General features: G+C 71.0%; 14 protein-coding genes and 2 pseudogenes. 15 read left to right on the top strand and 1 reads right to left on the bottom strand.

Annotation, left to right across the window (positions count from 1 at the left end; all coding sequences use genetic code 11):
* Window positions 1-4 precede the first annotated feature (4 nt).
* The 13 genes from ACFY3C_RS01175 to zwf all read left to right on the top strand — a co-directional run bounded on the left by ACFY3C_RS01175 (window position 5) and on the right by zwf (window position 17,896).
* The gene (locus tag ACFY3C_RS01175; RefSeq protein WP_390769232.1) at window positions 5-877 is read left to right on the top strand and encodes a universal stress protein; all 873 of its coding nucleotides are present in this window, start codon (window positions 5-7) and stop codon (window positions 875-877) included.
* Window positions 878-946: 69 nt separating this feature from the next.
* Window positions 947-1,960: a type I glyceraldehyde-3-phosphate dehydrogenase gene (gene gap / locus ACFY3C_RS01170; protein ID WP_390769231.1), complete on the top strand. Its 1,014-nt coding sequence runs from the start codon at window positions 947-949 to the stop codon at window positions 1,958-1,960.
* 35 nt (window positions 1,961-1,995) lie between these two features.
* Complete coding sequence (locus ACFY3C_RS01165) at window positions 1,996-4,701, top strand: GNAT family N-acetyltransferase (RefSeq protein WP_390769230.1); 2,706 nt, start codon at window positions 1,996-1,998, stop codon at window positions 4,699-4,701.
* Window positions 4,702-4,715: 14 nt separating this feature from the next.
* Window positions 4,716-5,447: a CBS domain-containing protein gene (locus ACFY3C_RS01160; RefSeq protein ID WP_386576686.1), complete on the top strand. Its 732-nt coding sequence runs from the start codon at window positions 4,716-4,718 to the stop codon at window positions 5,445-5,447.
* A 16-nt stretch (window positions 5,448-5,463) separates the two neighbouring features.
* Complete coding sequence (locus ACFY3C_RS01155; protein ID WP_386576685.1) at window positions 5,464-5,961, top strand: flavodoxin domain-containing protein; 498 nt, start codon at window positions 5,464-5,466, stop codon at window positions 5,959-5,961.
* Between the two features lie 189 nt (window positions 5,962-6,150).
* Window positions 6,151-7,053: a universal stress protein gene (locus ACFY3C_RS01150; RefSeq protein ID WP_390769229.1), complete on the top strand. Its 903-nt coding sequence runs from the start codon at window positions 6,151-6,153 to the stop codon at window positions 7,051-7,053.
* 15 nt (window positions 7,054-7,068) lie between these two features.
* Complete coding sequence (gene ppdK, locus ACFY3C_RS01145) at window positions 7,069-9,753, top strand: pyruvate, phosphate dikinase (RefSeq protein WP_390769228.1); 2,685 nt, start codon at window positions 7,069-7,071, stop codon at window positions 9,751-9,753.
* Window positions 9,754-10,174: 421 nt separating this feature from the next.
* The gene (locus ACFY3C_RS01140; protein WP_390769227.1) at window positions 10,175-11,764 is read left to right on the top strand and encodes an oleate hydratase; all 1,590 of its coding nucleotides are present in this window, start codon (window positions 10,175-10,177) and stop codon (window positions 11,762-11,764) included.
* Between the two features lie 141 nt (window positions 11,765-11,905).
* A complete protein-coding gene (locus ACFY3C_RS01135; protein WP_390769226.1) occupies window positions 11,906-12,160 on the top strand; it encodes a hypothetical protein in 255 nt (84 codons plus the stop codon).
* Between the two features lie 207 nt (window positions 12,161-12,367).
* On the top strand, window positions 12,368-13,108 hold the full coding sequence (gene ppgK / locus ACFY3C_RS01130) for a polyphosphate--glucose phosphotransferase (protein ID WP_390769225.1): 741 nt from the start codon (window positions 12,368-12,370) through the stop codon (window positions 13,106-13,108).
* Window positions 13,109-13,170: 62 nt separating this feature from the next.
* Window positions 13,171-15,237, top strand: coding sequence for a transketolase (gene tkt, locus ACFY3C_RS01125; RefSeq protein WP_390769224.1), 2,067 nt, complete (start codon window positions 13,171-13,173; stop codon window positions 15,235-15,237).
* Between the two features lie 55 nt (window positions 15,238-15,292).
* On the top strand, window positions 15,293-16,324 hold the full coding sequence (gene gnd / locus ACFY3C_RS01120) for a phosphogluconate dehydrogenase (NAD(+)-dependent, decarboxylating) (RefSeq protein ID WP_390769223.1): 1,032 nt from the start codon (window positions 15,293-15,295) through the stop codon (window positions 16,322-16,324).
* 162 nt (window positions 16,325-16,486) lie between these two features.
* The gene (zwf, locus tag ACFY3C_RS01115; RefSeq protein WP_390769222.1) at window positions 16,487-17,896 is read left to right on the top strand and encodes a glucose-6-phosphate dehydrogenase; all 1,410 of its coding nucleotides are present in this window, start codon (window positions 16,487-16,489) and stop codon (window positions 17,894-17,896) included.
* Window positions 17,897-17,949: 53 nt separating this feature from the next.
* On the opposite strand, the pseudogene ACFY3C_RS01110 reads toward zwf, so the two are convergent.
* Window positions 17,950-18,093, bottom strand: a pseudogene (locus ACFY3C_RS01110) (pirin-like C-terminal cupin domain-containing protein); the annotation flags it as partial.
* A gap of 33 nt (window positions 18,094-18,126) precedes the next feature.
* Here ACFY3C_RS01110 and ACFY3C_RS01105 point away from each other — a divergent pair.
* A pseudogene (locus tag ACFY3C_RS01105) lies at window positions 18,127-18,294 on the top strand (IS1380 family transposase); the annotation flags it as partial.
* Between the two features lie 628 nt (window positions 18,295-18,922).
* Window positions 18,923-19,813 carry a GNAT family N-acetyltransferase gene (locus ACFY3C_RS01100; protein ID WP_390769221.1) on the top strand — a complete coding sequence of 297 codons (891 nt, stop codon included), beginning with the start codon at window positions 18,923-18,925 and terminating at the stop codon, window positions 19,811-19,813.
* Window positions 19,814-20,241 lie beyond the last annotated feature (428 nt).

Below are 20,241 nucleotides of genomic sequence, written 5' to 3'. Positions count from 1 at the left end.
GACGATGGAACTGCCCCTGGTCGTCGGCGTCGACGGTTCGGAGCCGAGCCTCGGCGCCGTCGACTGGGCGGCCGACGAGGCCGCCCTGCGCGGGGTGCCGCTGCGCGTCGTGTACGCATCCCTGTGGGAGCGCTACGAAGGCATCGCGCCCGCGCAGGCCCTGAACAAGCCGTCCGACCAGGTGATGGCGGAGGACATCGTCGCCGGCGCGGCCCGGCGCGCACAGGGCCGTCACGCCGACCTGAAGGTCGTCACGGACGTGCTGCCGGAGGAGCCGGAGTACGCCCTCGTCCGGGAGAGCCGCAGCGCCTGCGCCCTGGTCGTGGGCACCCGGGGCCGCGGCGGCATCGTCGACATGCTGCTCGGCTCGGTCAGCCTGACCCTGGCGGCCCACGCCGACTGCCCGGTGATCGTGCTGCGCGGCAGCCACGACAACCAGATCGCCCCGGACACCCACGGTCGCATCGTCGTCGGGGTCGGCGAGCACCCGGAGCACTCCGCAGCCGTGCGCTTCGCCCTGGAGGAGGCACAACGGCGCCGCGTTCCGCTGGAGGCCGTACGTGCCTGGCGGCGCACCGCTCCGGCTACCACCGATCAGGCCTTGCCGACCGCCGAGTCGGCCCGGCTGCCCGAGCGGCAGGCGGCCGAGGAACTGGACAAGGCGCTCAGCGACGCACCCGCCGACGTCGAGATTCACCCGCGTACGGCCGAGGGTCACGCCCGCAAGGTGCTCCTCGACGCCTCCCACGGCGCGGACCTGCTGGTCATCGGCGCCCATCGCCGCGGGGACCGCTTCGGCCTCCAGCTCGGGCGGGTCGCCCACACGGTCCTGCACCACTCCGCCTGCCCGGTGGCGGTCGTCCCCCAGCGGTGGTGAGTGACGCGACCGGACGGCTGCCGACAGGCCCGACCACTGCAGCGCTTCAACGAGAAGGAGTTCACCACCATGACCGTACGTGTCGGCATCAACGGCTTCGGCCGCATCGGCCGCACCTTTCTCCGCGCGGCCCTCGACCGCGCCGAGGCGGGCACCCAGGACGTCCACGTCGTCGCGATCAACGACATCGCGCCGCCCGCCACCCTCGCCCATCTCCTGGAGTACGACTCGACGTTCGGGCACATCGGACGCGAGGTCACGCACGACGACAGCTCCCTCACCGTCGACGGCCGGCGCATCGCCGTCACCGCCGAACGCGACCCGTCGGCCCTGCACTGGTCCGACTGCGGAGCCGACATCGTCATCGAGTCCACCGGCCGCTTCCGCGACCGCGACTCGGCCGCGCTGCACCTGAAGGCAGGCGCGCACACCGTGCTGCTGTCGGCACCGGGCAAGGGCGTCGACGCCACCATCGTGATGGGCGTCAACGACGACACCTACGACAGGCACCGCGACCGCATCATCTCGGCCGCCTCCTGCACCACCAACTGCCTCGCGCCGATGGTCAAGGTGCTCGACGACGCCTTCGGCATCGAGCGCGGTCTGCTGACCACGGTCCACGGGTACACCAACGACCAGTCGCTGCTCGACGGCCCGCACAAGGACCTGCGGCGCGCCCGCTCCGCGGCACTGAGCATCATCCCGACCAGCACCGGTGCCGCCCGGGCCGTGGGCCTGGTGGTGCCCGAACTGGCAGGTGCCCTCGACGGCATCGCCGTCCGGGTCCCCGTGGAGGACGGCTCGCTCACCGATCTGACGGTGCTGCTGGAGAACGAGGCCACCGCCGACGAGATCAACGCCGCTTTCGTGGCAGCCGCCGACGGCCCGCTGAACGGCATCCTGCGCGTCTCGACGGCACCCATCGTCTCCCGCGACGTCATCGGCGACCCCGCGTCCTGCGTCTTCGACGCCGCCCTGACCCAGACCAACGGCCCCTTGGCCAAGGTCTTCGGCTGGTACGACAACGAGTGGGGCTACACCAACCGGCTGCTGGACCTCACCGCACTGGTCGCCGACGACTGACGACCACCCACCGAGAGTCCTGAAGGAGCTCTGTGATGTCGGACGACGTGCTCAACCGCCCTCCGGTCCGCCCTCCCGTCCACGCCCTGCTGGCGGACGGCACCACCGCGTGCATCCGTCCCGTGGCCCCGGCCGACCACGACCAACTGCAAGGACTCTACGAGGAGATGTCCCCGGAGAACCTGCGTCTCCGTTTCTTCTCCGCGAGCCCGTTCTCCGCCGGACGGGCCGCCGACCGGGCCTGTGCCCCGGCCCACCCGGGCCACCGGGCCCTGCTGGCGGAGCGCCACGGGCAGGTGATCGGTCTCGCCGAGTACGACACCGGGGGCACCGGCGACGGGGCCGACATGTCCATCGCCGTCTGCGACGGCCTGCACCACCGCGGGGTCGGCACCCTGCTCGTCGAGCACCTGGTCTCCGCGGCCCGGGCCGAGGGCATCACCGCCTTCACCGCCGACGCACTCTGCGAGAACCACGAGGTTCTGCGGCTCTTCGCCGATCTCGGCCTGCGCATCACCCGTCGGTTCGACGGCCCGGAGGTGCGCTGCACGATCCGGCTGGACCAGGACGACACCTACCTGTCGGCCGTGGAAGCCCGGGGCCGCGCCGCCGATGTGGCCAGCCTGGAGCCGCTGCTCCGTCCGCAGACCGTCGCCGTCGTCGGCGCCGGACGCAAGCCCGGATCCGTGGGCCGGGCGATCCTGCACCACCTCAAGACGGGCGGCTACAGCCACCGCCTGTTCGCCGTGAACCCGGGCGCCGACCACATCCTCGGCGTACCCGCCTACCCGTCCGTCAGCGCCCTGCCCAGGACGCCCGACCTGGTGGTCGTGGCGGTGCCCGCCGCCGCGGTCCCGGCGACCGCCGAGGAATGCGGCAAAGCGGGAGCCCGGGCGCTGCTCGTCGTCACCGCCGGCCTCGACCCCGACCAGGCGCACGCCCTGCTGGCCACATGCCGCACCCATGGCATGCGCCTCGTCGGACCCAACTGCCTCGGCATCTCCAACACCGAACCCGGCGTGAGCCTGGACGCCACGTTCGCCGCCGATCACCCGCGACCCGGCACCGCGGGCGTCGCCGTACAGTCCGGTGGGGTCGGCATAGCCCTGCTCGACGGCCTGTCCCGGCTCGGCATCGGTGTCTCGTCCTTCGCGTCCCTCGGCGACAAGTACGACGTCAGCGGCAACGACATGCTCCAGTGGTGGGAAGGCGACGGCCGCACCGAACTGGCGCTGCTGCACCTGGAGTCCTTCGGCAGCCCCCGGGCGTTCTCCCGCACGGCCCGCCGCGTCACCCGCCGGATGCCGATCCTCACCGTGGACGCGGGCCGCACCGACGCCGGCCGGCGCGCCGCCGCCTCCCACACCGCGGCCGCCGCCACCCGCACCATGACCCGGCAGGCCCTGTTCACCCAGGCGGGCATCACCGCGACCCGCTCGATCGGCGAACTCCTGGAAACCGCCGCTCTGCTGCACTCCCAGCCGCTCCCGGCCGACGACCGCGTCGCGATCGTCACCAACGCGGGCGGCGCCGGGGTCCTGGCGGCCGACGCCTGCGCGGAGGCCGGACTCACCCTGCCGCAGCTCACCCCGCAACTGATCGACGACCTGCTCGCCGTGCTGCCCGAAGGCGCCGCGGCCGGCAACCCCGTCGACGCCACCGCCGCCGTCACCGAGGCACAGCTCGCGGACGTCGTGGACCTGCTGCTGCGCCACCCCGGCGTCGATGCCGTCCTGGTGGCCCTGGTCCCCACCGCGGTCGCCGCCGCGACCGGGGACGACCTCGTCCGGGCGGTGACCCAGGCACCGGCACACCGGGGCAAGCCCGTCGCCGTCGTACGGCTCGAACAGGAACTGCCGGTCAAGCTGCTGCCGGCGGCCGAGGGCGGCACGATCCCGTCGTACGCCGAACCGCAGGCGGCGGCCCGTGCGCTGGCTCACGCCGCCCGCCGCGCGGCCTGGCTCGCCCGGCCCGCCGGCACGGTCCCGGACCTCGAAGGCGTCGACACGACCCGCGCCCGTGAACTCACCGAGACCTTCCTGGCCGCGCACGAGGACGGCGGCTGGCTCGACCCGCACACCTGCGCCGACCTGCTGGCCTGCTACGACATCCCGCAGCTGCCGTGGGCCTGGGCCCAGACCGAGGAGGACGCGGTCATCGCCGCCCGGCGGTTGCGCGGTCCGGACGGCCGGGTGGTGATGAAGGCGCACTGGCCGGGACTGCTGCACAAGAGCCGGCAGCGCGCCGTCCACCTGGACTTGGAGGGCGACTCCCAAGTACGGGCGGCCTTCCGGGACTTCGAGACCCGCTTCGCCGGACTGCTGACGGGCGTGGTGATCCAGCCGCTCGCCGCGCGCGGCACCGAACTGTTCGCCGGGGTCGTCCAGGACGAGGTCTTCGGCCCGCTCGTGCTGTTCGGGCTCGGCGGGACCGCGACCGAAGTGCTGGGCGACCACGCCGCCCGGCTGGCCCCGCTCACCGACCACGACGTCCACGACCTGATCACGGCCCCGCGCTGCGCGCCGCTGCTGTTCGGCGCCGGCGGCGCCGGGCCGGTCGACCTCGCCGATCTCGAACAGCTGCTGCTGCGGCTGTCCCGGATGGCAGCCGACCTGCCGCAGCTCGCGGAGGTCGACTTCAACCCCGTACTGGCGGCACCGGGCGGCATCAGCGTGCTCGACGCGCGCGTGCGCCTGCTGCCCCGCAGGCCCCAGGACCCGTATCTGCGCCGACTGCGCTGAGGGAGGCACACACCATGAGACACGACAAGGTCGGTTCCGTGATGACCACGGAGGTCGTCCGAGCCGGATACGGCACCCCGTTCAAGGAAGTGGCACGACTGCTCGCCGAGCACCGGATCAGCGGACTGCCGGTCGTCGACGAGGACGAGAAGGTCATCGGCGTCCTGTCCGAGACGGACCTGATCACCCGTCAGGCGCAAGCCCCCGATCCCTACCGGACGCCGCGCCGCATCCCCGACGTGGCACTGACGAAGGCCGCAAGGCGCCGCGCCGCCAAGGCCCGGGCCCGCACCGCCGGCCAGCTCATGACCGAGCCGCCCGTCACCGTGCACGCCGAGGAGACCGTCGCCGCGGCCGCCCGGACCATGGCCGAACGGGGCGTGGAACGGCTGCCCGTCGTGGACGAGGAGGACCGGCTCGTCGGCATCGTCACCCGCCGCGACCTGCTCCAGGTCTTCCTGCGGCCCGACCCGGAGATCCGCGACGAGGTGCTCGAAGAGGTGCTGGAACGCACCCTGTGGCTGGCGCCCCGGAGCATCGACGTCTGCGTGGTGCAGGGCGTCGTGACCCTCACCGGTCAGCTGGAGCGCAAGAGCGAGACGGAGATCGCCGTCTCGATGACCAGTCGGATCGACGGCGTGGTGGCCGTCGTGGACCAACTCACCTACCGACTGGACGATTCCCACCTGCAGCCCGCGCGACAAGGGCCGCACGGCGTCACCGAGGAGTGGCTGCGCAGCCTGTGAAAGGAGGTGGACGGCGATGTCCACCAGGGTGTTGGTCGCCTACGGCACGACGAACGGCTCGACCGCACAGATCGCCGAGACCGTGGCCGAGGCTCTGCTCAAGGAAGGGCTGACGGCGCAGGCGCGGCCCGCCCGGTCCGTCACGAGCGTCGCCCCGTACGACGCGGTGGTCGTCGGAGGCGCCCTGTACGCCGGGCGCTGGCACCGCGACGCACGCCGCTTCCTGCGCCGTCACCGCCGGGACCTGGCCGAGCGCCCGCTCTGGCTCTTCAGCAGCGGGCCGCTCGACGCCTCCGCCTCCGAGCGGGACATCCCGCCCGTGCCCGGCGTACGGCGCGCCATGGACCGTCTGACGGTCATCGAACACGCCACCTTCGGCGGCTGCCTGGAAGAGGGGGCGAAGGGCAGGATCGCAGGCATGCTCCTGCGCGACGGCAAGGGCGGTGACTTCCGCGACGTCCCCGCGATCGAGGAGTGGGCGAGACACATCGCAGCCGGACTGCCTCCCGGTTGAGCGGATGGCCCGGTGCGGCGGTCCGGCGCAGCCCCCCGCCGCACCGCCGCACCGCCGCACCGCCGCGCCCACCGGCCTCGGCACGCAGGGCCGAACGGGCCCGGAGGAGACCGTGCGGCCCCTGCCCACAGGGTTGCGGCCGCACGATCCTGGCACCAACCAGTAGACCCCACACAGGAGGTGGGCACCATGCCCGCACCCGTCATCGCCGGAGTCGACGGATCACCCGAAAGCCTCGCCGCCGCCGAATGGGCGGCCCGCGAGGCGGAGCGCCGCGACCGGCCACTGCGACTGATCCACGTCTGGGACTGGCACCCGCGCCCGCACGACGGCGAGCCGGCGAACGCCGCGCAGCGCTACCTGGCGTTGCGGGCCCTGCGCCAGGCGGAGGACCGGATCCGCGGCGCGGTTCCCGGCGCGCGCCTCACCGACGAGCAGGTCGAGGGCCCGGCGACCGCCGCTTTGCTGAAGGCCGCCGAACAGGCGGACCTGCTCGTCCTCGGCTCGCGCGGCCTGACCGGCCTCGCCGGGTTCCTGGTGGGCTCCGTCGCCCAGGGCGTGGTCGCACAGGCCACCGGCCCCGTCGTCCTGGTCAGGGCGGAGGAGACGGCCGAGGACGAGCACCTCCCGGCCGCCGACGGCAGCGCCTCCGCGCGAACCGGCTACCGGGACGTCGTGCTCGGCCTCGACGTCAACGACCCGTGCGACGAGGTGATCGAGTTCGCCTTCGAGGCGGCCATGCTGCGGCGGGCCCGGCTGCGCGTGGTGCACGCCTGGCAGCCGCCGTCCGCCTTCGGCCTGGGCCCCGGCGACATCGCCCTGGTCGACGACCCCTACCGGGCGGAGGAGTGGCGGGGCTTCGTGTCCGCCGTGCTCCGGCTCTGGCGGGACAAGTACCCCGGCGTCGAGGTCCTGGAGACGGTCGTACGCGAGAAGGCCACGACCGCACTGGTGCGGGCCGCCTCCGGTGCGAGCCTGCTCGTCGTGGGCCGGCACGTCACCGACCGGCCGACGCTCGCGCGCACCGGCCCCGTCACCCACTCCGTGCTCCGTCACGTCGGCTGCCCCGTGGCTGTCGTCCCCCACCACTGAGAGGAGCCGGCGAAGATGAGCACGCCGACGAAGTACGTGTACGCGTTCGCCGAGGGCGGCCGGGAGATGGCCGACGTGCTCGGCGGCAAGGGAGCCGGGCTGGCCGAGATGACCCGGCTCGGTCTGCCCGTGCCGCCGGGCTTCACGGTCACGACCGAGGCATGCAGGAGCTATCTGACCACAGGTCAGGAACCGCCCGGACTCGGCGCCGAGGAGGCTCGTGCCCTGGCCGCCCTGGAGCAGACCATGGGCCGCACGCTCGGCGCGCCGGACGACCCGCTGCTGGTGTCCGTACGGTCGGGGGCCCGGTTCTCGATGCCCGGCATGATGGAGACCATCCTCGACATCGGCCTGAACGACCAGTCGGTCGCCGGCCTGGCCAAGGCGTCCGGGCAGGAGCGGTTCGCGTGGGACTCCTACCGGCGGCTCGTGCAGATGTTCGGCCGCACGGTGCTGGGCGTGGACGGCGACCTGTTCGAACAGGCCATCGCCGAGCACAAGGCGCAGCGCGGCACGCGCGACGACCACGACCTCGATGTCGGCGAACTCGCCGCCCTCACCGAGGAGTTCAAGGCGATCATCCGCCGGGAGACGGGTGAGGACTTCCCCCAGGACCCCGCCGAGCAGCTGCGTCGTGCGGTCCGCGCGGTCTTCGACTCCTGGAACGGCGAACGCGCCCGCGTCTACCGGCGCCGCGAGCACATCCCCGACGACCTCGGCACCGCCGTCAACGTGCAGGCGATGGTCTTCGGCAACCTCGGCTCCGACTCCGGGACCGGAGTCGCCTTCACCCGCGACCCGGCCACCGGCGCCCGTGGCGTGTACGGCGACTACCTGCCCGACGCCCAGGGCGAGGACGTCGTCTCCGGGGTCCGCGACGCCGTACCCCTGGACGAGCTGAAGATCCTCGACCCGCGCGCCTACGTCGAACTCGGCGACCACCTGCGCACCCTGGAGAGCCACTACCGGGACCTGTGCGACGTCGAGTTCACCATCGAGCGCGGCCGGCTGTGGATCCTGCAGACCCGGGTCGGCAAGCGCACCGCCGAGGCCGCCTTCCGCATCGCCCACGACCTGCGCGAGGAGGGGACGATCACACCGGACGAGGCGCTGGCCCGGGTGGACGGCGCCGAGCTGACCCGGCTGATGTTCCCCCGCTTCGACACCACCCCCGCCGACGTGCCCCTGGCCCGCGGCGTGCCCGCCTCGCCCGGCGCGGCGGTCGGCGTGGTCGTCTTCGACTCCGCCGAGGCGCGCCGCCGGGCCGCCGACGGTCGGCACACCATCCTGGTCCGCCGCGAAACGACCCCCGACGACCTGCCCGGGATGATCGCCGCGCAGGCCGTCCTCACCAGCCGCGGCGGCAAGACCAGCCATGCCGCCGTCGTCGCGCGCGGCATGGGCAAGGTGTGCGTGTGCGGTGCCGAGTCGCTCACCGTCGACCCGGCCGCCCGCCGGTTCACCACGGACACGGGCGTCGTCGTACGCGAGGGCGACACCGTCTCCGTGGACGGAACGGCGGGCACCGTGCACCTCGGTGCGCTCCCGCTCACCGCGTCCGACGTCGGCCGCGCGCTGGAAACCGGCGAGAGCACCGGCCCGCTGACCGAGGCTGTTCTCACCGCTCTCGCCCACGCGGACTCCGAGCGCCGCCTAGAGGTGCGGGCCAACGCCGACACTCCCGAGGACGCCGCACGCGCCCGTGCGCTCGGCGCCCAGGGCATCGGCCTGTGCCGCACCGAGCACATGTTCCTCGGCGAGCGCAGGCAACTGGTCGAGGCGATGATCCTGGCCCGTGACGACACCGCACGGGAGCAGTCCCTGGCGGCGTTGCTGCCGCTCCAGCGAGCGGACTTCACCGGCATCCTGAAGGCGATGGACGGGCTGCCGGTGACCATCCGGCTCATCGACCCGCCGCTGCACGAGTTCCTGCCCGACCGCACCGGGCTGGCCGTCCGGCTCGCGGGCATCGCCGACCCGGATGTCCACGACCGCGAGCTGCTGGACGCAGTCGAGCGCCTGCACGAGCAGAACCCGATGCTGGGCCTGCGCGGCGTCCGGCTCGGCCTCGCGGTCCCCGGTCTCATGGCCATGCAGGTCCGGGCGATCGCCGAGGCCGTCACCGACCGCCTGGACGCGGGCGGCCGGCCCAGGGCCGAGATCATGATCCCGCTCGTCGCCACCGTCGAGGAACTGCGGCAGGCCAGGGCGGAGGCGGAGCGCGTGCTCGCCCAGGTCGCGGCCGAGACCGGCCGGCCCCTGGGCCTCCCCATCGGCACGATGATCGAACTGCCCCGCGCGGCCCTGACCGCCGGACGCATCGCCGAGGCCGCCGACTTCTTCTCCTTCGGCACCAACGACCTGACCCAGACCACCTGGGGCCTGTCCCGCGACGACGCCGAGGCGTCCTTCTTCCCGCTCTACCTGGAGAAGGGGATCTTCGGCGTCTCGCCCTTCGAGACGATCGACCCGGAGGGCGTCGGCCGGCTCGTGGAGCTGGCCGTCGAGGCGGGCCGCGCGGTCAGGCCGTCCCTGCAGACAGGGGTGTGCGGCGAGCACGGCGGCGACCCGGAATCCATTCACTTCTTCCACCGGGCCGGTCTCGACTACGTCTCCTGCTCGCCCTTCCGCGTCCCGGCCGCCCGCCTGGAAGCCGGGCGAGCGGCTCTCTGCGGCACCGAGATCAGCGACAGCAGGTGAAGGACGGGGCGAAGGGCGGGGGCGAGGGCGGCGCCGGAATCGGGCCGATGGGGCACCTCCCGGGCCTCATCGGCCGGCGGAGGCGCCTGGCGCCGTCCTGGGCTTGCCGCCTGCGCTTGCCGTCCTGCGCTCGCAGGGGCAGGACTTCAGCCGCCCGGGGCAGGGCCGCCGCCCCCGACCTGACCGGCCGCGCTCCAAGGGCGGCCCGGCACAGGGCCCGTCCGGCGCCCGCCCAGGGACATCCGGCCCTGCCCACACCGCCTCCCCACGAGTTGACTGACGACTACAGGCACCTGGTCCAGACAGAGACCACCGGCGCCCTGCCGTGCGCACGCCCCGGCCGCAGAGTGGCCGATGCACCGCTGCACGGAACCTGATCACTGTCGGCAGCCCTGAGGGGCGGCCGGAACGGAGAGACGTCATGACCGATGCTGCGCAGCAGTCCCGCGCCTACCTCGTCGGCGGCGGAATCGCCTCGTTGGCAGCCGCCGTCTTCCTGATCCGGGACGGGGGATTCGCCGGAGCGGACATTCACGTCCTTGAGGAGCTACCGCTCGCCGGTGGCTCCATGGACGGCCGCGGCGAGCCCGCCGGATATGTCTCGCGCGGCGGACGCATGCTGGAGGACGAGGCCTACACCTGCCTGTGGAACCTCCTGGAGACCATCCCCACCCTCACCGACGAGACGGTGTCGGTGCGTGAGGAGATCCGCGCCTTCAGCGCCCAGTGGCCCACCGAGGCCAAGGCCAGGCTGATCGGCAAGGGCACCGAGATCCTGGACGCGTCCGACTACGGCCTCGACGCCCGGGACCGCCTGGAGCTGACCCGGCTGCTCGTGCTCCCGGAGCCGGTCATCGGGGCCCGCCGGATCGAGGACTTCTTCTCCCCGCACTTCTTCACGACCAACTTCTGGGCGATGTGGCGCACCACGTTCGCCTTCCAGAACTGGCACAGCGCCATCGAACTCAGGCGCTACTTCCTGCGCTTCATGCAGGAGTTTCCGCGCATGCACACCCTGGCGGGTGTGCGCCGCACCCGGCTCAACCAGTACGACTCGATCATCCGCCCCGTGCGGGCCTGGCTGGAGGAGCGCGGCGTACGTTTCGAGCACGGAGTGCGGGTCACCGACGTCGACTTCACCACCGAGGACGACGGCACCCGCCGGGTACGGCGCCTGCACCTCGACCGCGCCGGGCAGCCGGACACCTGCGAACTCACCGACGCCGACTACGCCTTCCTCACCCTCGGCTCGATGACCGCCGACGCCGCCTACGGCAGTGACGACCGCGCACCCGAGCTGATCCGCGACAAGCGGGACGGCGCCTGGAGGCTGTGGGAGACCATCGCGGCCAAGGCCGACGACTTCGGTCGGCCGGCCGCCTTCTACGGGAACGTCGACGAGGCCAAGTGGGAGTCCTTCACCCTCACCATGCGCAGCCCGCTGCTGCTGCACCGCATCGAGGAACTGTCCGGCAACCTCCCCGGCACCGGCGCCCTCATGACCTTCAAGGACTCCAACTGGCTGATGTCCGTCGTGGTTCCCCACGCCCCGCACTTCGAGGGCCAGCCCGAGGACGTCTACACCCTGTGGGGCTACGGCCTCTTCGTCGACAACGAGGGCGACTTCGTCGGCAAGCCGATGGCCGGCGCCACCGGCCGCGAGATCCTCACCGAACTCCTCGGCCACCTCGGCCTGTCCGACATCGAGGAACAGATCGCGGCCACCACGACCGTCATCCCGGTGATGATGCCGTACATCACCAGCCAGTTCGCCCCTCGTACCACCCATGACCGGCCCCTCGTCATCCCGCGCGGCTCGGTGAACTTCGCGTTCCTCGGCCAGTTCACGGAGATCCCCGAGGACGTGGTGTTCACCGTCGAGTACTCCGTCCGCGGCGCCATGCGCGCCGTCTACGGCCTCCTCGGCCTCGACCGCGAGATCCCCGGCATCTATCACGCCCTGGCCGACCCGAAGACGGCGTTCGGCGCACTCAAGGCCGCTCTGGGCTGATCGTTCCGACTGGAATGAGCGTGTACCGGATCACCGAGCAGGTCGGAAGGGGCACAAGAACGTCGACGTCACGTTCGAGATCTACCGGCACTTGCGGAGGGTCCGCCCACACCAAGTGCCCTCTCAGGCTCGGGGCTTGGCATGATGGTGGTGCTCGACCGAGTCGCCGCGGGCGACGAACACGTCGGCGACCAGCGTCGGAGGGAACAGACCGTGCTCGACGACTCCGGGGGTGGCGCCGACCAGCCTCGGCAGCGCGTTGCTTCTCGTGTTCGACGCTCACGGTCCTCCTCCTTGCTCGCCGAACTGCGCGCGAGCTGCGACCGCGGCCGCCTCGACGACCTCGATCGGGAAGTCGCGTTCCTCTCGAAAAGCGGGGAAGGCCAATACCCTTGAGGGTGCACAAAGCTTGGATATACCCCTTAGGCTTAGATACAACCAAATAAGAGCGATGTAGCGAATATATAGGATATATGCTATTGTTGAGCATTGTCTAGCGAAATCCTTGCGGGGTTTGACGTCCAAAATTCACGCAACACACTTTGGGCCGGCCCCTGAGGGGAGCGGGCAGTGGTGCAGGAAAGTCTGGACAAGACGGCCCACGTGCTGGGGGTCGACATCGGCGGGACCGGTATCAAGGGAGCGCCGGTCGACCTCGAGCTCGGTAGCCTCATCGGTGAGCGGGTCCGGATCCCGACCCCGCATCCGGCGACCCCGGAGGCAGTCGCGGACGTGGTCGTGCAGGTGCTCTCCCAGCTCGGCGTCCCAGGACCGGTCGGGCTGACGCTCCCGGCCGTCATCCGGGGCGGCAAAGTCCAGACGACGGCCAATATCGATCCGGCCTGGATGGAGACGGACGCCGCCCAGCTCTTCGCACGAGCGACCGGCCGCGACGTGAGGGTGGTGAACGACGCCGACGCGGCCGGGATCGCCGAGATGCGCTTCGGCGCCGGCAAGGGACGCAAGGGCGTCGTCGTGATGGTGACGCTCGGCACCGGTATCGGCAGCGCCGTCTTCTCCGACGGGTTCCTGGTGCCCAACAGCGAGCTGGGGCACCTGCCGCTGCACCACGGGGATGCCGAGGACTGGGCCGCGGAGTCGGTGCGCGAGCACGACGACCTGTCCTGGAAGAAATGGGCGCACCGTCTGGAGACGTATCTCGAGCTCGTCCAGCGGCTGCTGTGGCCCGACCTGATTGTCATCGGCGGCGGCGTCAGCAAGAAGGCCGACAAGTTCCTGCCGCACATCGAGCTGAGGACCGAGATCGTGCCGGCGCAGCTGTTGAACGATGCGGGCATTGTCGGCGCGGCACTCTTCGCCCCGGCCGGAAAAGCTCAACCCTAGTCTGCCGCACTCGATATCAGCGCAGGGGAGCACCTTCAGGGAGACCTTCAGGGAGGCTCGCGTTGAGCAACAACGACCTGGAAACCCTTTCCGTCAACACGATCCGCACTCTGTGCATGGACGCCATCCAGGCGGCCGACTCCGGCCATCCGGGGACACCGATGGGAATGGCCCCGGTCGCGTACACGCTCTGGCAACGCTTCCTGCGCTTCGACCCGGCCGACCCGATCTGGCCCAACCGCGACCGCTTCGTGTTGTCGGAAGGACACGCCTCCGCGCTGCTCTGGTCGCTGTTCCACCTCACCGGCATGCAGGCTGTCGACCCCGACTACGAGGTCCTCGGCCGACCCGCCGTGACCCTCGACGACCTCAGGACGTTCCGACAGCTCGGCTCGCACTGCCCCGGGCACCCGGAGTACCGGTGGACCAGCGGCGTGGAGACCACGACCGGCCCGCTCGGCCAGGGCGTTGCGACCTCGGTCGGGATGGCGATCGCCGGACAGTGGCTCGCCGCCCGGTACAACCGCGACGACTTCACCGTCTTCGACTTCGACGTGTACGCGATGGCCGGCGACGGCTGCATGATGGAGGGGATCTCCTCGGAGGCCGCCTCGCTCGCGGCCCACCAGCGGCTGTCGAACCTGTGCTGGATCTACGACTCCAACCGGGTGACGATCGAGGGCCACACCGACATCGCGTTCACCGAGGATGTGGCGGCCCGCTTCATCGGCTACGGCTGGAACGTCACCACCGTGGCCGACGCCAACGACCTCGACGCCGTGGCCCGCGCGCTGCACACCTTCAAGTCCGAGAACGAGCGCCCGACGCTCATCGTGGTGCACAGCCACATCGGCTACGGGTCACCGGTCGAGGACACCCCGAAGGCGCACGGCGCGCCGTTCGGCGTGGAGGGCGTCAAGTCGACCAAGCGATTCCTCGGGATGCCGGAGGACAAGGACTTCTTCGTTCCCGACGGCGTCTACGAGCACTTCGCCTCAGGAATCGGCGCGCGCGGCCGCGAAGCCCGGACGAGCTGGGAGGCTCGAATCGAGGCCTACCGAACCACCCATCCCGCGCTCGCCGACGAGCTGGAGCGCATCCAGCGGCGTGAGCTGCCGGAGGGCTGGGAGTCGGCGCTTCCGACCTTCCCGCCCGACCCCAAAGGCATCGCCGGCCGTGACTCCAGCGGCCAGGTGCTCAACGCCCTTGCCCAAGCCGTGCCGTGGCTGCTTGGCGGATCGGCGGACCTTGCGCCGTCGACCAAGACCAACCTCATGTTCTCCGGCGCCGGCGACTTCCAGGCCGATGACCGCTCGGGACGCAACCTCCACTTCGGGATCCGCGAACACGCCGCCACCGCGATCACGAACGGGATGGCGCTGACCAAGCTGCGCCCGTACTGGTCGGGGTTCCTGATCTTCTCGGACTACGCACGCGGCGCGATCCGGCTTTCGGCGCTGATGGAGATCCCGGTCGTGCACATCTTCACCCACGACTCGATCGGGGTCGGCGAGGACGGTCCCACCCACCAGCCGGTCGAGCAACTCGCGTCGCTGCGCGCGATGCCGGGGCTGCTGGTGTTCCGTCCGGCCGACGCGAACGAGGTCGTCGAGACCTGGCGGGTCGTCGCCGCGCTCAGGCACGAGCCGGCGGTGCTGGTCCTGTCCCGTCAGGCACTGCCGACCCTCGACCGCTCCGAGACGGGGGCCGCATCCGGGGTGGCCAGGGGAGCCTATGTTCTGGTCGACGCGGTGGACGGCAAGCCCGACGTCATCCTGCTCGCCACCGGGTCGGAAGTACAACTCGCGCTCGCGGCCCGTGACGAGCTCGCCGCCGAGGGCCTCGCGGCTCGCGTGGTCAGCATGCCCTGCTGGGAACTGTTCGACCGCCAGCCCAAGGAGTACCGCGACTCGGTCATCCCGCCCGGGGTCAGGGCCCGGGTCGCCATCGAGCAGGCGGCGACTCTCGGCTGGGACCGTTACGTAGGCGACGGCGGCGCGGTCGTCGGCATGCACACCTTCGGGGCGTCGGCACCGCTCAAGATGCTCCTGACCAAATTCGGCTTCACTCCCGAGAAGGTCACCCAGGTTGCCCGCGAGTGCGTGGCCGCCGGCAGGGAGCAGGCGTGAACGTAGCCCAGGCGCTCCATGAGCAGGGCCAGCGTGTTGGACTAGGAGGCACCACATGGCGACAGACAAGCCCATGCAGCTCGGGATGATCGGGCTCGGCCGGATGGGGGCGAACCTGGTGCGTCGGCTGATGCGAGACGGCCACCATTGCGTCGTGTCCGACGTCAACGTGGACGCCGTCGCCGAACTGGCCGGCGAGGGTGCGACGGGCGCAGAGTCACTCCGGGATCTCGTTGCGAAACTGGACAAGCCACGGGCTGTATGGCTCATGGTTCCGGCTGCGATCGTCGACTCCATCCTCGACCAGCTCGAGCCGTTGCTGGAGCCCGGCGACATCCTCATCGACGGCGGCAATTCCTACTACCGCGACGACATCACGCGCGCCAAGCGCCTTGCCGACAAGTCGCTGCACCACGTCGACTGCGGGACCAGTGGTGGGGTCTGGGGGCTGGAGCGCGGCTACTGCCTGATGATCGGCGGCGAGGACGACGTCGTGGCCCATCTCGACCCGATCTTCAGGACGATCGCTCCCGGCGAGGGCAGCGCCGAGCCCACGCCGAGCCGGACCCGGACCGACGGCACCGCCCCGCTCGGGTACCTGCACTGCGGGCCGAACGGGGCCGGGCACTTCGTGAAGATGGTCCACAACGGGGTCGAGTACGGGATGATGGCCGCGATCGCCGAGGGCCTCGCCATCATCGAGCGCGCGGACGCCGGCAAGAGCCGGCAGGAGGTCGACGCGGAGACGACGCCGCTGCGCGATCCGTGGGCCTACCGGTACGACATCGACGTCGGTGAGGTGGCCGAGGTCTGGCGACGCGGCTCGGTCGTCGGCTCATGGCTGGTCGACCTGATCGCCGACGCCTTCGCCAGGTCGCCCTCCCTCGACGACTTCGCCGGGCGGGTCTCCGACTCCGGGGAAGGCCGCTGGACCGTCCTCGCCGCAGTGGACGAAGGCGTCCCGGTACCGGTCATCACCACCTCGCTCTACGAGCGCTTCGAGTCCAGGCAGGCCGGGGAGTTCACCGACAAGATCCTCTCGGCGATGCGCTCCGAGTTCGGCGGGCACGCCGAAAAGAAGGGCTGACCGCCGTGCATCACGAACTCGAGGCCGTCGCCGACCCCCATGCGGTCGCCGGCATCGCGGCGGCGTTAGTGGCGCGGCCGAACCGAGCCTGCATGCAAGCCCACGGCCGATTCACGTTCGCCGTCAGCCGGGGGGACACACCCTGGGCGATGGGAGGATGAGGTGGCTTCGAACTCGTCGAACGTTCCCGCAGACGTGCTGGTCATTTTCGGGATCAGTGGCGACCTCGCTCGTAAGATGACGTTCCGCTCGCTCTATCGGCTTGAGCGGCGCGAGCTGCTGACCTGCCCGATCGTCGGAGTGGCGCGCGACGGCTGGTCCGACGACGCGCTGCGTGACCATGCCCGCGCGGCGATCAAGGCAGCGGGCGAGCCGCTGGACGAAAGCGTCCTGGCCCGGTTCGCCGCCCGACTCAGCTATGTGCAGGGCGATTACGCCGACCCGGAGACGTTCCATCGCCTCGCCCGGGCGGTCAACGGCAAGCGGCACCCCGTCTTCTATCTGGAGATCCCGCCGTCGCTGTTCGCCCGGGTGGTCGAGGGCCTGGCAGGCGTCGGGCTGACCAAGGGCGCCCGGGTTGTCGTGGAGAAACCATTCGGGCACGACCTCGCGTCGGCGCGCGCCCTCAATGCCGAGCTGCGTCAGCTCCTCGATGAGGATCAGCTGCTGAGGATCGACCACTTCCTCGGCAAGGAGCCGGCGATGGACATCCAGTTCCTGCGGTTCGCCAACTCCGTGTTCGAGCCGGTGTGGAACCGCGACCACATCTCCTGTGTGCAGATCACCATGGCAGAGGACTTCGGGGTCGAGGACCGCGGCCATTTCTACGACCCGGTCGGCGCGCTCCGCGACGTCGTGCAGAACCATCTGCTGCAGCTGCTCGCCCTGGTGGCGTCCGAGCCGCCATCAGCCGCCGATGCAGACGCGCTCCGGGACCGCCGGGTCGATGTGTTCCGGGCGATCCCCGACGCCGACCCGGCCCACTACGTCCGCGGGCAGTATGAGGGGTACCTGCAGGTCCCCGGCGTGCGGCCGCACTCGCGCACCGAGACCTTCGTCGGGTTGCGGCTGGAGATCGAGAACTGGCGCTGGTCCGGCGTGCCGTTCTTCATCCGCGCCGGCAAGTCGCTCCCCGAGCGAGTGACCGAGATCCGGATCGTGTTCAAGCGCCCGCCGCGGCTTGCGTTCGCGGAGTGGTTCGCGCCCGAGCCCGACCAGTGGATCCTGCGGATCGACCCGAGCCCTGGCGTGAACTTCCGCATCCAGGCCAAGCAGCCGGGCAAGCAGGACACGCAGCTGGTGGACCTTGACCTCCTCTTCGAGGCCGCGCTCGGTGAGGCACCCGAGCCGTACGAACGCCTGCTCAGTGATGCAATGCAAGGCAACGCGAGCCTGTTCACTCGGGAGGACTCGGTGGAGGAGACGTGGCGAATCGTCCAGCCACTGCTGGAGGCGCCCAGCGATCCCGAGCGCTACCGGCAGGGGACCTGGGGACCGGCGGGAGCCGGCAAGCTCGTCTCCGGAAGTGCGCAATGGCACGAACCATGGATGCCGGCGAGGTCTCCCGACTGACACAGCCGCGCCCCGGACCCGGTGAACCGCCGGTTGTGTCTCCGGAGATGGCGCTTCAGCGGCACAGCCGGCATCTCGGGCGCAGGCAACGGCTCCCCGTCGTACCCCTTCACCTCGCCGAAACTGGACCCGCTCATCCAGTCCGTACGGGCCTGCTCGATCTCCTCCTGGGTGCGCGCGACGAAGTTCCACCACATATCGCACTACGTCGCTGTTTCCGCAGGTCAACGGCCTGCGCGACTGCTCCAGGTCCGCAATGGCGGAGGTCGCGGGCCGTCCACGATCCCGGCAAGGCCCTCCTGGACGTCGCCCTGGCGGTCGCACTGGGCGGGGACTGCCTCGCGGACGCCGCGATGCTGCGGTGTGAGCCGGCCGTCTTCGGCCAGGTCACCTCCGACCGCTTGCGACTCCACCGTGTCCGCTGCCTGCGCTGCGCCGTCGATGCCGACGGCGCGTTTTCACCCAATTTTCATAAAACCCATTGACTCGGAACATATACAGCGCAACATGGTTAATAGCCCACAACACCGAAAGAGTCACAAAGTCGACGAGGACGTCTAGTCGGCGGAGCGAACTCGGACAGGATGTGGTTCAGGCCCCCGGCAAGCCGGCGCGATACCGAGGCGGCAGTGACGACTGAAGCCCCAGGACACGTGCAGCACTACCGGGGACTGTTTTGCCCTCGGAGCCTTCGCACCGCAGCCTGACCTCGGTGCGAAGGTTCTGCCACGCCTACGCTCCCCATGGAACCGAAGAGCACCAAGCGTGGCCTGCAGCGCCCACCCAGCGGCCTCCGTATCGCGGCTTGCCTTCCGCTCAGCCGTCGGGAACTGCTCCGGTCGGGTTACGTCCCGCCTTCATCGCCGCCCCGAATCCCCAGTCGACTCGGCCGTGCAACACCCCCGCTCCGCCTCGTGACGGGCAAGAGAGCCAGGTCGGCCGACACGACATCCGTGGTGGTGGCGTGTGCGGACCGGCAGGAGCAGGCTGGGGAAAGAACGGTTCAAGAAAGGGCGGAAGAAGTCCGTGGCGAGCACGAGTTCCGGTTCGGTGTCGCAGTTGTCGGTGCGGTCTTACGAGGCGGGGGACGAACAGGCCGTGCTGGATCTGATCGATGCCGACCGGCTGCCCGGCCAGCCTCCCACGTCCGCGGCCATGCTTGCCGAGGCGCTGGCGGGTCGCTCACCGGTGGACGGCAGCCGGTGGGCCGACCTCGATGGGCTGGTCACCGAGGTGATCCATGACGGTGTCCGGGTGCTGGGCGTCGTCTCCTACGCGGTCCGCCCTTCGGATGGGGCCGGCCATGTCCTGTGGCTGCATTGTCTGGAGGAGTCTGCCCTGGCGCAGGCCCTGGTCGTCCGCGCCCTTGACCGGCTCGGCTCGCGCCCGGTGTACGCGTTCGAGTTCGCTTCGGCACTGGCGCACGAGGTGAGGGGCCTCCCGGTGCGCAACCGTCCGGGCACCCGCCGGGCCTTGGAGAGGAGCGGGTTCACCGCTCGCGACCGGTGGCGATACCTCCACCGGCTCCTTCCCACGGCCCCTGTGGGTGTGCTCAGCTATCCGGTCGCGGAGGTGAGCGAGTGCGCCGATTCGCCCGGCTGGCAGCTGCGCGTGCGCGAGCCGGACGGCACCGCGGTCGCCCAGGCCACCGTCGGCCGCCCGGTGAACGGGGCCGGCGTGCTGTGGTGGATCAGCACCGACCCCGCCCACCGTGGCCGCGGGCTCGGCCACAGCCTGCTCGCCCAGTGCTTGATCGTCCTGGTCGAGGCGGGTGCGCGCGAGGTCATCGCCTGTGTGCCCGCCGACGACGACGCGCCCGGCGCAGCCGAGCGCGACCCCGCCGCGGCGATCTGCTTGTTCGAGTCGGCAGGCTTCAGCGAGATCGACCGACTGGTGTCCTTCATCCGCCGTCCCTGAGCCCCCCCCGTGCCCGGGCCGGTCGGTGCAGGGTCGGCTGCGAAGCCAGGCGGCGCCCGCACAGGGTTCTGCGGAACGTCGCCCTTGGCCATTGATCTGCCTCCCTTCCCCGGCCCTGCCGGGCCCGGCGGCGCGGCCCACAGGGCTGCCCACGAAACGGTCCCGGCACCTGATCGGACCGGCCGACGTGGGCCAGCCGGGCGAACTGCAAGGCCGAATCCCCGCGTCGCCCGGCGGGCCGTCACCGCACGGCATGAAAGAAGGGAACATCAAGATCACGCCGGTGCTGTCGCTGCTGCTGCGGTACTGGACCGACGCGGTCATCATCGGGGTGCCGCCGACGATGAGCGGCGGGGTGGCGTGAGGAACACCAAGCAACGAGCACCGTCACCGCGCTCAAGGCGGGCTCCTGGTGGCCACCGCTCCGC

It is taken from the genome of Streptomyces sp. NPDC001410, from assembly GCF_042895235.1.
Lineage (GTDB): Bacteria > Actinomycetota > Actinomycetes > Streptomycetales > Streptomycetaceae > Streptomyces.
The sequence above is the reverse complement of the archived record's forward strand: the minus strand, read 5'-3'. Positions and strand labels throughout refer to the sequence as shown.

Bases quoted from the DNA above. Each gene is read 5' to 3' on its own strand.
- ACFY3C_RS01155 (WP_386576685.1), top strand. From the start codon at position 5,464: ATGTCCACCAGGGTGTTGGTCGCCTACGGCACGACGAACGGCTCGACC.
- ACFY3C_RS01135 (WP_390769226.1), top strand. From the start codon at position 11,906: ATGATGGTGGTGCTCGACCGAGTCGCCGCGGGCGACGAACACGTCGGC.
- gnd (WP_390769223.1), top strand. From the start codon at position 15,293: ATGGCGACAGACAAGCCCATGCAGCTCGGGATGATCGGGCTCGGCCGG.
- gap (WP_390769231.1), top strand. From the start codon at position 947: ATGACCGTACGTGTCGGCATCAACGGCTTCGGCCGCATCGGCCGCACC.
- ACFY3C_RS01150 (WP_390769229.1), top strand. From the start codon at position 6,151: ATGCCCGCACCCGTCATCGCCGGAGTCGACGGATCACCCGAAAGCCTC.
- ACFY3C_RS01175 (WP_390769232.1), top strand. From the start codon at position 5: ATGGAACTGCCCCTGGTCGTCGGCGTCGACGGTTCGGAGCCGAGCCTC.
- ACFY3C_RS01165 (WP_390769230.1), top strand. From the start codon at position 1,996: ATGTCGGACGACGTGCTCAACCGCCCTCCGGTCCGCCCTCCCGTCCAC.
- ppdK (WP_390769228.1), top strand. From the start codon at position 7,069: ATGAGCACGCCGACGAAGTACGTGTACGCGTTCGCCGAGGGCGGCCGG.
- ACFY3C_RS01140 (WP_390769227.1), top strand. From the start codon at position 10,175: ATGACCGATGCTGCGCAGCAGTCCCGCGCCTACCTCGTCGGCGGCGGA.
- ACFY3C_RS01160 (WP_386576686.1), top strand. From the start codon at position 4,716: ATGAGACACGACAAGGTCGGTTCCGTGATGACCACGGAGGTCGTCCGA.